Raw genomic sequence first — 13,431 nt, 5'->3', positions numbered from 1 at the left:
CTTCAATCAGAGGTTCCCAGATCGCCCATGTCTCGTCCGTAAAGGTGCCTGTTCTGTCTCCTTCTTCCATCCCTACAATATGGGAAGAAATTCAAGATCTAACAGGCCCTAGAGTCGGCTTCTTCTCCATTCGTCCAGCTTAACATACAGACTGGGTAAGACGAGAAGAGTCAGGGCCGTACATGACACCAGCCCTCCAATAACAACGGTTGCTAATGGCTTTTCGACTTCAGCCCCTTCGCTCATTGAAAACGCCATAGGAAAGAACCCCAGGCAGGCCACAGTAGCTGTAGCCATGACAGGGCGGAAACGCTCTTCAGCGGCCTCCTGACTGGCAACGCGCGCCGACAACCCTGCCGCTCGTTTTTCCCGAATGCAGGAAACAAGGACTACTCCATTCAAGGTCGCCACCCCGAACAAAGCAATAAACCCAATTCCAGCAGAGACGCTAAACGGCAGGGATCTTACTGTCAGTGCCAGGATACCACCCGTTGCGGCAAACGGCAGATTCAGGAAGACCAGGCCCGCTACCCAGATATCCCCAAACGCGAACACCAACAGAAAGAAAATAAGCGCCAAGGTAATCGGTACGACAATCTCCAATCGAGCAACAGCTGACTGGAGATTGCGAAACTGCCCGCCCCATTCAACACGATATCCATGCGGAAGTTTAAGTTGCTGGCCAACGGTCGTCTGAGCTTCCTGTACGAACGAACTCATATCGCGCCCGCGCACGTTCGCCTGCACCATCATCCGTCGCTCCCCCTGATAGCGGCGGATGGCCGCTGGCCCATCAGTCAGCGTGATTTTAGCGACCTGAGACAATTCAACCATCTGGTCATCTCGTGTCGCGACCGGGAGGCGTTTGATATCATCAAGAGTACGCCTTTGCGGAGCGTCGATCCGCACTTCGGTTGGAATTAAAGCATCACCCGTTGAAACCGGCGGCCCGACGTGTCCGCCGACGGACTCGACAACATCAAGAATAGCCGCTGTATCCACATTGAGCCGACCTGCGGCTGTTCGATCCACATCAATATGAAGATATGGAATCGTCCCAACATCCTGGGGAGCGACGTCCGCCGCACCGTTAATCCTGCTGACAATATCTGCCGTCTGTTGCGCCAGTTCCTGTAGCCGACGAATATCAGGACCGTAGATACCGATTGCAATCTGTGAGCGCACTCCGGCCTGCATGTCATCCATGCGCATTTGAATAGGTTGGCTCCACGAGAAAAGCGAGCCGGGATTATTCTGGCGCAGTGCTGCGTCAAACGCCCTCACGAGCCCTTCCTGGGAATGTGCAGTCTTCCATTCTGATCGCGGCTTCAGCAAAACATAGGTGTCGCTTTGTTCTCCGCCCTGTGGATCTGTAGGGATAGCTGACGTTCCAGTATTACTCACCAACATGCGAATATCGGGAAATTGTCGCAGGGTCTTTTCAATGTTCGTAACGGCACGCACTGAAGCATCGAGAGAGATTCCTGGAAGACGCGTTGACGTTACAATCAAATCACCCTCCTGGAGTTGTGGAATGAACTCTCCTCCAAGACGTGTCGCCAAAAAAACAGATACAAGCAGAATACCGACTGCAACCATGAAAATCTGATTTGTATGTGTGCGGCAATATCGCGCTGCCGGGTTAAAGCCACGCCTTAAAAAGGCGATAAATCGTGTGTCATGGCTTTCGACACTGAAGGCATGTTCCTGTCCTTCAGGTCCGGTCACTGTGTCAGCGCTTCCTGAATGACTCTTCATGACCATCGCACATAAAGCTGGCACACCCAGAAAAGCGAAGACGAGAGAAGCCAGCAATGCCAGAATAATGGTTTCTGCCATCGGTCGAAACATCCGCCCTTCGACACCTTCCAGTGTCAGGATCGGCAGATAGACCAGCATGATGATAAACACGGCAAAAATCACAGGTCGCGCGACAGAGGCCGTCACTTTGGCCACGCGCTCCTGCAGAGTCAGCCCCGCAATAACGGAAATACTCAGAACGCCCTCGACAATGACAAGTGCACTATCGACAATCATTCCAAAATCTATGGCCCCAAGACTGAGAAGATTGGCCGAAATACCAAGATGGTGCATCCCAACCATCGCAGCCAGCAGAGCAAAAGGAATGATGGACATGATGACCAGAGAAGCCCTCCAGTCTCCAAGAACGACAAGCAGCACCACCAGAACAAGCAACGCGCCCAATGCAAGGTTTTCCTTGACGGTATCAATCGTCACATCTGTCAGCGTCGTACGGCTGTAATACGGCTCCAGGGTAATGCCCTCTGGGAGTGTTTTTTGAAGCGTTGGGAGAATTCTGTTTAACCGGTTGAGCGTGTCACGGGCACTTGCGCCTTCCTGCAGAAGAACAACTGCATTCACAGCCTCTCCTTTACCATCCCGTGTTACAGCTCCAAGCCTTGGAAGCGCACCTTTGCGGACAGTGCCAATATCCCTGATATGAACAACCTCTCCGTTTGGGCCACTTTTGACCTGAACTTCTCCCAATTCTTTGAGGTCATCGATGAGGGAGCGACCCACAATAATGTGCTGCTCATCATTATGTTCTATCCACGCCCCCCCAGCGGCCTCATTGCCAGTATCGACGGCTTTAAAAACATCTGAAATGGACACATTGAACCGACGCATGGCCATTGGATCGAGCGCGACTTCGTAGGTCTCCGATGCGCCACCATTGACGTTGACATCCACCACTCCAGGAATCAGTCGCAGCTTAGGCACAACAGACCAGTTCAGAATGCGGTTCAGATCTGTGAGAGACTGGCCTTTCCCTTTAATCTCCAGTTGCATGATTTCACCCATGCCTGTGGCCATTGGCCCCATGCTAATGGAGAGTCCGTGGACTGAAATGGTATTTTTTGCCTGATCCAGAAATTGAGACACCAGGTCCCGATCGCGGTAAATGCTCGTATTGTCATCAAATTGAAGATAGAGAACCGATACGCCAGTACGGGAAACCGATCTTAGGTTTTTTAGCCCGACAACCCCCGACAGCACCGTTTCAATGGGAAATGTAACGAGCTTCTCCACCTCTTCTGTCGGTAATCCAGGTGCCTGAATAGAGACGAGAACCTGACGTGGCGAAATATCTGGAACTGGCTCTACGGGAAGAGAGCGAAGATCGAAAAGACCTGCCACCATCAAAAGAAGAATACAGCCCAGAATTCCTTTCCGGCCTTTGACGACATGCAAAAAGAAATTCATGATCTAGTCCCGTGCTTCGGAATGATCAGGCGTCGGCGCCAGAAGATATTGCGACTTCAGGACAAAGCTTCCTTGTGAGACAACTTTCTGCCCAGCCTTGAGACCCTCTGTCACCAAAGCTTTTCCCTCAAGAGTAGTCGCGACAGTCACATTCCTCGGAACAAATTCATGATCTGATTTTTGAACAAAGACACAATTTTCTCCATTCAATGTCTGAATGGCGGCTTCTGGAACAAGAACGCCGGAGACACGATTTCTTGTCATCAAACGAGTTTTTACAAGCATATCAGGACGCAAAATCATATCAGGATTTGTTACGAGGCTACGCACCAGAACATGTCTGGTTCCAGGCTCAATACTGGCCTCGATAAGAGTAATATTTGAAGAAATAGGAGTCTGATTTGTAGAGATGTATGTTAACTGCTGCCCCCCAGCAGCCAACAGTCCAGCTTTCTGTGGATCAACCTGCGAGATGACCCAAACCTGCGAGAGGTCGTCAATTTCAACAGCTGGTAAGGCTGTATTCGAAACACTCTCTCCCTGAGTTACTGAAATCGTACGGATAATACCGCTGATTGGAGAGGTCACGGTAGAAACCAGACCTTCTCCTTTTTCCAATTGTGTCGAATACCGTGCGAGACGTTGCCGTTCCGTAGTTAACTCTGCCTGTCTCTGACGAACCAATTCACGTGCTGCTTTGAACGATGAGAAGCGTCGCTCTACTTCGCCGGAGGAGACAACGCCCCCCTCTAAAGCATGCCCACGTTTATAAATATCCGTTGCGTTACTTTCTTGCGCCAGGGCCTGCTGATAAGCCGCCTGTGCCTCGTTAGTTCTCTGTTCCTGATCTGCCAGGCTGAAATTTTCATATTTGAAAAGGGGCGCGCCTTTCTGGACTTTCTCTCCTGGCGTTACAAAGACTTCCTGAACACGGCCGTTTCCGACTGGGTGGATACGGGCGACATGGCGCTCATCAACTGCGACATAGGCCGGAACATCCATATGATCAGACAGCGTTCCGTCTATCGCCGTAGAGATCACAATATTTTCCGCTTTAAAAGCATCCGGCGAAATCTGAACGGTCTTTTCAGCCATGCCTACGCCAGGAAAGCACAAAGGACTCACGCCCAACAGGACAAACACAAAGATGGATTTTTTCACGGGGTCTCTCCTGTCAGGAGCATCATTCTGATCATGGCCGTGTGCCAGACGACATTCGCCTGAGAGGCTCGTTGCTGCGCTTCCAGAGCACTGCGGCGCGCACGGAGATATTCTATGACCGGCACTTCTCCGACCTTCCAGGCGTTTTCAAGGTCATTTGCACGTTTCTGTAGTGCGATATTGGTTGCTTCGCTGTGTTGCAGAATTGTCAGCGACGAACGAAAGCGGGTGTGAACCTGCCGATATTCGGTCTGGACTTTTCTGCGCGCCAGAATGGCATCCCGGTCTGCCGCCGCCATAGCCCTGACCGCTTTCATTTCCATGGGAGTATTTCGGGCTGCACTTGGTAGAGGGATTTGGATCTGAACCCCTACCTGCGTATCCCACGGACTTTGATACTGTTCCTGCCGGCTGACCATGACACCCAAGCGCGGATTGGGGATTTTGGAATGACGCGCAACTTCGTAGGACGATTTTGAGACACTTCTTATGGCCTCTGCCAGCCTGACTCTCGGATCTCGTTCAACGTTCAGAGCCATGTTACGCCCATCCAGGATATGTCCTGAAAGAGACAGAAGATCAGGAATATCTTCGTGTCCGGTCAGAGCTTCAAGATCAGCTTTGATACCGTCCAAAGATTGAACTGCATCTGAAATCCTGCCTTCAAGGGTTTCTTTCTCTGCGACAATCGCCTCGTTATCAGAGCCGGACAGTTCACCATTCTGATAGGCAACTTCAGTGACGTGAGCGATATTTCCCAGCAGGGAATCGGCATGACGTAAATTTCGAATGGTTTCCTGCTGAAGTGTCGCCTCGCTGGTCAGCGTAACGATACGGACAGCCGTTACCAGTTTTTCCACCTGAGTGTTGGCGTCGGCAACTTCCTGATTTCCAAGGGCTTCATTGGCAATTGCGCGGCTTTGCCCTGGCAGCCACAAAGGGAAATTTATGCCGCCTTGGTACGTTGTATAGCCGACTTTGCTACCGATAAAATGATCGTCAAGATACTCGCCTGTGATAGTAGGGCTGTCAGGAAACCAGGCGCGTGCCGCTTTGGCCTCTTTCCTGGCTGCAAAAGCATCCGTATGAAAAGACGACAACCTCGGATCTGCTTGCCAGGCCAAGTGAATGGCGTCATGAAGTGTTTCTGCTCCAGCCTGCGAAAGACAACTTAGTAAAAGGAGAGAAAAACTCAGATAATATATCGACAGAGGCATTTTCACGAATATAGGTCTCTCGAAGATGCAAGATCTTCAAAATTCATACACACGCAATGGCTTCTTTATTTTTCAAAGAATGTTTCACTATTAATAATTTTTTTATAGAATTGATTGGATTTTATGCTCGCGCACAGGGCACATCGAGGATATTATAATAAAATTACTATTTTCTGATCCGGAAATTTGCCCATATCAAGTACTATGCGAATTTTTTAATATGACTGTCCAATAACTCGGTGCTCTCTATGAAATACACGGACCCGAGGTCCAATATGACGCACGTGCGCAGGGACATCACGTAACACTTCCCATGAAGATTATTTCTGCGCCAAAATCGAATTCATCCCTTCTCCAGAGAAGCTGGCTCTGATTATTATTTTCTGCCAGCGGAATTATTGATATGAAGAAATTGTAATTGCGAAATATTTTGCCGGGCCCTGTCTTGCAAACGCAACAGTGCGAGAGGGTTTAAAGCTTCAGAGACCAGATTACTCTGTGATATTCAGCTTGGGCTGTCTCAGTCCTCGTAACGTCCATCATGCTCTGATTTCCAGACGTCCCAGTAAAGAAAGCCCAGAAACGGCAGGGGCCAGAGAAACGGAAAGCTGCCGTGCACTGCCAGCCCGAGTGCTGCCATCAGTGCCCCCATAAAAAAAGACAGGAAAGACAGCCCCGGCAGAAGAATACTTCCGGAGAGCGGAGTCCCCACGCGGGACGGTGCCAGCTTTGCAGCCACCCAGGTTGCAACGCCAGATGCGGCTTTCAGGAGATTGGTTGTGATGACAATCGTCGGCATTGATGTGCCGGAAAATTTCGCAATGGTTTCTCCCTGTACAGCCAGCAGAGCTGGAAGAATCAGAAACTCACCCCAGTATCGGTATGGAGATGAATGAGCCACCTGTGCCAGCACCATCAGGATCGTCATGAACATAACGCCGTAAGCCGGAAGCCAGAGAAGGCGCGCGAGGCTGGTCAGGACCGCACTGATAAAGAAAATCGCCAGCGCACCAACAAGCAGGAAACCATGGGCCAAATTTCCCTGCACGAATGAAGCGCCCATATGCGTAGTGTTTCCAGTCATCGCACCTGCAAAGACACCTCCCAAGTCCACGAAGCTCAGAGCATCTACATATCCTGCAACAAGACCCAGGATGAAGACGCGGCGGGCAGAGACAGCAATGGACATGAGGGGAGGTGACATCATGAATTCCGATATTTGACCCGGTCCAGACAAATCTGGCACGACATTCTTATTCCAGTTTTCCCGTCGTCGTCATGAGGGCCGAGGAAACGGCTTATACTGCTATGGACGTTTTCTGTGTCTGATATACCTTCTGCTCCTGTGAAACCATCCGCTCATCACAAGGACAGGATCCACCATCTCAGACGAACAGCGCGCGCCAGGACAACACGCTGGCGCCGGATGAGTCTTTACTGGATCGGCGCTGTCCTTGTGGGTCTGACAGCCGTTTTATTCGCTAGATTTGGTGATCAGTGCGCGGAGCTCCGGATGCGCTTCGTGACGTGGCATCCCTGGGCCATGCTTGTTCTCGCGCCCGCGGGCTTTGCCTTTATTACCTGGATGACACGAACGCTTTTCAAAGGATCGCAGGGGTCAGGAATTCCCCAGACGATCGCCACCCTCCACATGGGAAATTACGACGTTGTGGACCGTATTCTTACGCTGCGGATTGCCGCCGGGAAAATCATTCTGACCTGCCTTGGCCTTGTCTGCGGTGCCTCCATCGGACGTGAAGGTCCCAGCGTGCAGATCGGAGCGTCGATCATGCATGGCTTTTCACGACTGCTTGGGCAATCCAATATCGCATCCAAGCGCAGCATGATTCTGGCGGGAGGCGCTGCTGGAATGGCAGCGGCTTTCAACACGCCGCTGGCTGGCATTGTCTTTGCTATTGAGGAGCTTTCTCACTCTTTCGAGCAGAAAGCCTCAGGCCGGACATTGACGATCGTTGTGATCTCAGGTGTCACCGCTATTACCCTCATGGGAAATTATACCTATTTTGGTCATGCCGACGTCAATATCCCTGTTGGGACAGCGTGGATTGCCGTTCTCGTCTGCGGCATTGTCGGGGGGCTGGCTGGGGGAAGCTTTGCCGCACTCGTCATCAGGGCTTCCAGAGGCTTACCTGGCTCTGTTGGCCGACTGGCCAAACAGCGTCCGATCATGTTCTCAGCATTGTGCGGCCTTCTGACCGCCGTGATCGGACTGATCTCCAAAGGGAATACTTACGGGACGGGCTATGTGCAGGCTCAGGCAATTTTTGCAGGGACCGACCACTACCCGGCCTCGTTCTTTATCCTGAAGTATCTCTCAATGCTGGTCTCGTACTGCTCGGGAATTCCAGGTGGAATGTTTGCACCCTCTCTTGCAATCGGAGCGGGCATCGGCGGATGGATCGAACAGTTTCTTCCGCATACGACCCCCGGTGCAGTCGTGCTGTTGGGGACAGTTGCCTATTTCTGTGGTGTTGCTCAATCGCCGTTAACCGCAACGATCATCGTCATGGAAATCTGCGATAACCAGCAGGTAACGCTTGCACTTTTGGCCACAGCGTTTCTGGCGTTTGGTGTCTCCCGGATTGTCTGCCCTCAACCTCTTTATACCGCCTTGGCCGACAGATTTCTGGAAACGATGGACAAACCCGCCGCACGACCAGAGCCCATGCTTACGAAACAGGACTCTGCCTCTGAGGAGAAGTTACCGATCTAAGCTTGAGAGACGGGTGGAGGGGAACAGTCTTCGGACAACCCATTCCATCGTAAGTCCTTGTACGATGATCGTGAATACCACTACGCCGTAACAAACCGGCAACAGCAACTCCCGTAAGTCTCCGGCTGGCAGTCCAAGCGCCAGAGAGACCGAGATGCCTCCACGGAGACCACCCCATGTCAGGATACCCAGGACGCGGCCCTGTTCCCATTGCCTGAGGTGGGCCGGGAGTATTGAAAAGAGCACGCTCAAGGCGCGCACAGCAATGGACAGTGGGATAATGGCAAGCGTTGCCAAAACTGCAAACACATGCGGCTTAATCTCAAGGATTTCAAAGCCGATAAGCATGAACAACAGGACGTTCAGCACCTCGTCAATGAGGGTCCACGCAACGTCGAGGTCTTTGCGGGACGCTTCGTCGAAAACGGAATGGCTATAGCTTGTTCCGAAGCAGAGACCGGCTACGACGACGGCAATAGCTCCGGACATTCCAAGCTGATTGGCGATGCTGAAGGTTCCAGTGGCCAGGGCCAGCGATGTCAGCAGGTCGATATGCGGATCCCGCTGTCCCTTGAGCACCCGCAAAGCCATCCACCCGGTCAGTGCGCCCAACAGACCACCACCGATTGCCTCCCGGCAGAAACTCAGCGCAATCTCGGAGGCGGTCACTTCGTGACTTCCTCCGGTTGCCAGCCCGATCGTGACACCGAAAATGACAACACCCACGCCATCGTTGAACAGGCTTTCCCCTGCAAAAATAGCCTGAAGCGGTCCCGGCAGCCCCAGACGCTTTAGCATTCCCACGACTGAAACCGGGTCCGTAGGTGCGAGAATGGCACCGAGCACAATGCACCATGTAAAGGGAATCGCGTGTCTCAGTAGCGGAAAAACGGACCACGCGGCGACCGCAAGAAACGCGACGGCCAGAATGGTTCCCAGAATGGAGAGGGCTGTCAAAGACATCAGCTTTGCCCTCAGATGTCCGACATTGACCTGCATGGCACCGGCAAACAGGAGAAGCGACAACGCGCCATTCAGAAGTGCCGCAGGGAGATTGATGGCTCCAAGCATCGATCGTAGAAAAGCCTGAAGGTCGTAGGCCGGAAGCAACAGGTTCAGGATCATGAACACAAGCGACGTCAGCAACGAGAAAATCAGAACACCAATCGTGACAGGAATACGCAGTGTGTGATGGTTGAGAATGCTGAAGCCTGCCGAAAGGGTCAGAAGCAGAGCAAGAAGGCTGATGGTATCCATGCCGCCACCGCTGGACACTTCCGGACCTTACGTCAAGGGAAACCGGTAATGTCCGCTATCGGGGAAAGCGCGACAGATCGTTGAACGGCAGAAATGAAGGCGGAAGCCGACTAAAGCCGTCTCTCAGAAACCAGTTAACAGTAGATCAATAGCCTGAGTGATTTCATCCTGATAAAGAGACAATGACGTCACGACTTTTTTCAGATCACGGTCAGATACAGCAGCCATAAACTGTGTCATCATAACGAACGACTGGTCATCGAATACAAAAACCGGATTCAGTCTCTTTGCCGGTTTGGGTGCCACTTTCTGTGACAAAAGCGGCACCACGATGCGGGTGCCCAACTCGTCCAGCAGGTCTGCCTGCACATCTAAAACGAAACGCGCTTCACCTCGTCCGGCCAAACAATACACATCAAAACGGGCCATTCAGAAGTTCCGATAATCCGCCAGAGGAAGACCATTCTTTTCGACATACTGTCGGGATGCTTCAAGGGAGGAGCGATTTTCTGCGAGCCATTGTTGAGCACGGACCGAAGCGATCGCTGACTTCAACCCCTGTTCGCAGGCCTGCGATATATTGAGATCAAGCGATTTGGCTTCTTCGAGTAACTGAGCAGGTAACGTCACATTAGTGGGACGACGTGACGGGGTGGTAGAATGCACGCGAACCATAGCTTTGATCCTATTTACATGAGAACTGAAACATAGCACATGTTTATGCACATTTCCATGCGCATATTATCATCTCGATATATGCTTGCTTTCAGAAAACTCCAGCAATTCCTGTTACGTCTGACATGAGGCAGAAGCACCTCTTACCCCCTAACCGGCCGTCCAATCCTCAGATCGCACCCCATCTACCCTCGTAAATTCTCGTAAGTTTCCAGTCACAACGACAAGCCCCCTGCTTCGAGCGTGCCCGGCAATCATCAAATCGTATGGGCCGATGACACAGCCACGCTTTTCCAGCTGTGCCCTGATTTCCGCTGTATGGGCTGCGGCGTCATCATCAAACGGTAAAACAGACAGACGCGCGGCAAAATGTTCGACCTCACGCCGCGTCTTTACCGGATCGTGTGACTTTTCGGCTCCATAAAGAAGCTCGTAGAGTACGACGTCCGAGATGCAGAGCGCCTCGGCATTATCATTGAAACGCTCACGCAAGCCTTGCGGACGATCGCGCAGGACGCGGATGCAAAAGTTTGTATCCAGAAGATAACGAAGCATCAGAAGCTTTCGCGTTCCTGCATCCTCGGCTGATCGCGCTCAGGCAGTGGCGTGCCCGGCGCGGCAAAGAAATCGTCCCATGCGGCATTCGCAGGCGCGATTATGCGACGCGCACCGTCCGGGATGATCACGACGTCTTTCAGGCTGACGTCAAACGCAACCGCTTTGGGAAGACGCACGGCCTGGGAGCGATTGGACAGAAAGAGCGTCGTGCGGGTGAGCATCGTAACCTCCACTTTGGATATGCCGACAGTATATCCAAACTCTTGCCGGGTAGCAATGGAATTCGCTCGCCATACTGGCCAGACCATTTTCCCCCAAGCCTGCTCTCAGGGCACGGCGATCAATGACCAGAATCCCAGTTTGCGCTTATGTGCGGTTTTCAGCCGGGTCATGAACGTTTCATGGGATTCCATGCCTTCAGCCATGGTCAACATGGGTGCCAGTCGCAGACAGGACGCAAGATCCTTTGCGGCATAGGCGTAGTAACGGGAGAGCGCCCTATCCAGCACGGCCTCGACCAGCAGACGGTAGAGCAGCGTCGCTTCGTTGGGATAAGACTCAGATAGACGTTCCGCTGCCGGACGCAGCGTCCCGTAGTCCCGTCCGTCCAGTTCCGCTGTATGATGCCGCACGAGACGGGTAGCTTCGTCGAGAGCGGGCCATTCCAGCAGAGTAGACAGGGCCACGCTTCTATTCGGGAAATTCCGGATATGATCGAGAGCCTGCTCTTCGGCGTCGATCGCATCATAATCGCTGAGATAACGCTGATAGGCTTTCCAGTGCGGCTGGCTCAGGCGTTCCCGAAAGACATTCCATCGCTGGGCCTGGGCTTTGTCTCTGTCTCCAACGGCCTCGTATGCTTCAATCCGCAGATCGTCGTTTTCCTTGTAAAAGCGAGAGTTCTCGTCCGGCTCGCGGTCGAGCCATTCGAGGGCCTCCCGGGCGCGCGCCTTATCCAGCAGGCGACGTGCGACGGCCCCGATATAGACCGACTGGCGGTCAGTCAGTTTGACAGCTTCAACATACGCATCGACGTCGCCCATGGCATCGGCCAGATCCCTCAAATGGCCGATGGTCTGCATGCGCGCGATGTCGGCATGATAATCCCTGTTCCCCTTTGACGCGGGAAGGTCGCGCAGTCGCGCCAGAAGCGTGGTTCTGAGCATGGCCGCGCCCGACTCACCCAATGCCGTGCCACACGCGGCGAGCAGACGATCGCAGGTACCATACCCGTCATTATCGAGAAGCGTGAGAAGGTCTGTGACAACGGTGGCGGGATCCCGGTTGGCCTGTCGTCCCCAGAGAACGCCGAGATCAGAAGCGGCCTCCCGGAAGACGTCCGACAGGTATCCGGAACTGTCGTCCGAGCGCTCGTAGACGGATGGCGCAATCTCCACAAGCAGCCTCATGGCTGAAATGGCCTGCCCGACATCGGCAGAGGCAACGTCACCCAGGATGGATTGCCGCAAGGTGTCAAGTTCAGCAGCCAGAGGACGGATCCGGTCCCAAGGCAGAAACCCACGGGAACGCTGGATCGTGCGCAGTCTCTTTTCGATCTCCTTGCCGAGTTTATCCTTCGCATGAACCGCCGTCAGCGCCATGCGAAGCTTGCGGGTCAGTGCGGTGTCCTGCCCTGCCAGTTCGACGAGCAGGTCCGCAAGTCGGTCCGCACCAAGCGCCTTCAGATTATCCTTCGTGACAGTCGTGCCGACTTTCGCTGACGCACGGGACTTGCGAGGGATGGGCTTTTCAGAGGGGTTTCGAGTCATGGAAACAGATTATGGCTCTGTCCCCAGGAAGCGCAATCGCCCAGTGTTGGTCCGGCGTATCAGGGCCTTCCTCTCATCGGATACGCCCCTCCAAGCCGGACGAGCGAATCCGATGTCGGCTATTCACCGCCTGGTTTTCACCCAGAAGCGCCCGGTGGCAGTCCTTCGTGACTCCCACCCTGCATTTTTGAGCATGAAAAGCAGATCTTTTTCTGGCGGCACGTCGATCACGTTTTGCATGATTTCTGCCAAGGTTGTTCTTTCTCGCGCAGCCAGGAACGCGGCCAGAGTAACCGCGACCGGCGCTGGCGGCGACAGAGATGGCACAGGAACTGCCTCAATCCGAAGCCCTTCCCGTTCGAGATGATCGACGACGCGATGGAGCCCAAGAAATTGCACCCCGGCCAGACGATCATCAGCGTAAACGCCGCTTCCAGCCGCGTCACAGATCATGTCCCAGAGTCGATCTATCACGGCTGGTGGCAGATGCTGAAGCATTGTCCTGCGGTTTATGGTCTCCCAGCGCAGAAGTTCATCATCTTCACCCGCCATGACTTCGATCTGGTCCGTAGTCACATTGTAGCGGATCCGTCCTTTCAGTCTTGCACGGATTTCAACACGCATTTCGTTATCTTCGTACATGATCTTTCACCTTCAATTATATGGAAGATTGGAAGGCGAGCGATCACGGTGGGCCGGTAGACCAGGGCCTGAAGCGGCCATCAGAGGTGGTCCCCATTTTTCGGACAGGGCAATAAGCTATAATCCGACCTGAGAGAGGACGGGTTTTATGGGCAAGGTTACGCGCAAGAGGTATGCGGCGGAGTTCAAATCA

At 53.1% G+C, this 13,431-nt stretch carries 12 protein-coding genes; 1 reads left to right on the top strand and 11 read right to left on the bottom strand.

Translation table 11 applies throughout. The features are described 5' to 3' along the window. Positions 1 to 108 precede the first annotated feature (108 nt). The 4 genes from HKD24_RS14170 to HKD24_RS14155 form a co-directional block, all read right to left on the bottom strand. On the bottom strand, positions 109 to 3,225 hold the full coding sequence (locus HKD24_RS14170; protein ID WP_194260846.1) for an efflux RND transporter permease subunit: 3,117 nt from the start codon (positions 3,223 to 3,225) through the stop codon (positions 109 to 111). A gap of 3 nt (positions 3,226 to 3,228) precedes the next feature. Further along, positions 3,229 to 4,386 (bottom strand): efflux RND transporter periplasmic adaptor subunit, encoded by a 1,158-nt coding sequence (locus HKD24_RS14165; RefSeq protein WP_194260845.1) that lies wholly within the window; start codon positions 4,384 to 4,386, stop codon positions 3,229 to 3,231. Beyond that, positions 4,383 to 5,603 (bottom strand): TolC family protein, encoded by a 1,221-nt coding sequence (locus tag HKD24_RS14160; RefSeq protein ID WP_228124449.1) that lies wholly within the window; start codon positions 5,601 to 5,603, stop codon positions 4,383 to 4,385. Before HKD24_RS14160 ends, HKD24_RS14165 begins: the two co-directional genes overlap by 4 nt. A gap of 520 nt (positions 5,604 to 6,123) precedes the next feature. Next, positions 6,124 to 6,807 (bottom strand): YoaK family protein, encoded by a 684-nt coding sequence (locus HKD24_RS14155; protein WP_194260849.1) that lies wholly within the window; start codon positions 6,805 to 6,807, stop codon positions 6,124 to 6,126. 222 nt (positions 6,808 to 7,029) lie between these two features. Here HKD24_RS14155 and HKD24_RS14150 point away from each other — a divergent pair, with 222 nt between their 5' ends. Further along, positions 7,030 to 8,337, top strand: a complete 1,308-nt coding sequence (locus HKD24_RS14150; protein WP_194260843.1) for a chloride channel protein — start codon at positions 7,030 to 7,032, stop codon at positions 8,335 to 8,337. Here HKD24_RS14150 and HKD24_RS14145 read toward each other — a convergent pair. The 7 genes from HKD24_RS14145 to HKD24_RS14115 form a co-directional block, all read right to left on the bottom strand. Beyond that, entirely contained in the window at positions 8,326 to 9,594 is a 1,269-nt protein-coding gene (locus HKD24_RS14145; protein ID WP_194260842.1) for a cation:proton antiporter, read from the bottom strand. The genes HKD24_RS14150 and HKD24_RS14145 overlap by 12 nt on opposite strands. Before the next feature lie 123 nt (positions 9,595 to 9,717). After that, positions 9,718 to 10,023: a CcdB family protein gene (locus tag HKD24_RS14140; protein ID WP_025829386.1), complete on the bottom strand. Its 306-nt coding sequence runs from the start codon at positions 10,021 to 10,023 to the stop codon at positions 9,718 to 9,720. Next, entirely contained in the window at positions 10,024 to 10,269 is a 246-nt protein-coding gene (locus HKD24_RS14135; RefSeq protein WP_228124448.1) for a type II toxin-antitoxin system CcdA family antitoxin, read from the bottom strand. A gap of 150 nt (positions 10,270 to 10,419) precedes the next feature. Beyond that, the gene (vapC, locus tag HKD24_RS14130; RefSeq protein ID WP_194260841.1) at positions 10,420 to 10,824 is read right to left on the bottom strand and encodes a type II toxin-antitoxin system tRNA(fMet)-specific endonuclease VapC; all 405 of its coding nucleotides are present in this window, start codon (positions 10,822 to 10,824) and stop codon (positions 10,420 to 10,422) included. Continuing rightward, complete coding sequence (gene vapB / locus HKD24_RS14125; protein WP_025829388.1) at positions 10,824 to 11,048, bottom strand: type II toxin-antitoxin system VapB family antitoxin; 225 nt, start codon at positions 11,046 to 11,048, stop codon at positions 10,824 to 10,826. Before vapB ends, vapC begins: the two co-directional genes overlap by 1 nt. Positions 11,049 to 11,153: 105 nt before the next feature. Further along, the gene (locus HKD24_RS14120) at positions 11,154 to 12,596 is read right to left on the bottom strand and encodes a DUF6880 family protein (protein WP_194260840.1); all 1,443 of its coding nucleotides are present in this window, start codon (positions 12,594 to 12,596) and stop codon (positions 11,154 to 11,156) included. 123 nt (positions 12,597 to 12,719) lie between these two features. After that, complete coding sequence (locus tag HKD24_RS14115; RefSeq protein ID WP_228124447.1) at positions 12,720 to 13,238, bottom strand: hypothetical protein; 519 nt, start codon at positions 13,236 to 13,238, stop codon at positions 12,720 to 12,722. Between the last annotated feature and the right edge of the window lie 193 nt (positions 13,239 to 13,431).

Origin of the sequence: Gluconobacter vitians, from assembly GCF_015244565.1 — a bacterium.
Lineage (GTDB): Bacteria > Pseudomonadota > Alphaproteobacteria > Acetobacterales > Acetobacteraceae > Gluconobacter > Gluconobacter vitians.
Note: the sequence above shows the minus strand (reverse complement) of the source record. Positions and strands in the feature narration are given on the sequence as shown.

Excerpts from the sequence above, each read along its gene's own strand:
- HKD24_RS14170 (WP_194260846.1), bottom strand. The coding sequence starts at position 3,225 with ATGAATTTCTTTTTGCATGTCGTCAAAGGCCGGAAAGGAATTCTGGGC.
- HKD24_RS14160 (WP_228124449.1), bottom strand. The coding sequence starts at position 5,603 with ATGCCTCTGTCGATATATTATCTGAGTTTTTCTCTCCTTTTACTAAGT.
- HKD24_RS14155 (WP_194260849.1), bottom strand. The coding sequence starts at position 6,807 with ATGTCACCTCCCCTCATGTCCATTGCTGTCTCTGCCCGCCGCGTCTTC.
- HKD24_RS14150 (WP_194260843.1), top strand. The coding sequence starts at position 7,030 with ATGAGTCTTTACTGGATCGGCGCTGTCCTTGTGGGTCTGACAGCCGTT.
- HKD24_RS14145 (WP_194260842.1), bottom strand. The coding sequence starts at position 9,594 with ATGGATACCATCAGCCTTCTTGCTCTGCTTCTGACCCTTTCGGCAGGC.
- HKD24_RS14140 (WP_025829386.1), bottom strand. The coding sequence starts at position 10,023 with ATGGCCCGTTTTGATGTGTATTGTTTGGCCGGACGAGGTGAAGCGCGT.
- HKD24_RS14135 (WP_228124448.1), bottom strand. The coding sequence starts at position 10,269 with ATGGTTCGCGTGCATTCTACCACCCCGTCACGTCGTCCCACTAATGTG.
- vapC (WP_194260841.1), bottom strand. The coding sequence starts at position 10,824 with ATGCTTCGTTATCTTCTGGATACAAACTTTTGCATCCGCGTCCTGCGC.
- vapB (WP_025829388.1), bottom strand. The coding sequence starts at position 11,048 with ATGCTCACCCGCACGACGCTCTTTCTGTCCAATCGCTCCCAGGCCGTG.
- HKD24_RS14120 (WP_194260840.1), bottom strand. The coding sequence starts at position 12,596 with ATGACTCGAAACCCCTCTGAAAAGCCCATCCCTCGCAAGTCCCGTGCG.
- HKD24_RS14115 (WP_228124447.1), bottom strand. The coding sequence starts at position 13,238 with ATGTACGAAGATAACGAAATGCGTGTTGAAATCCGTGCAAGACTGAAA.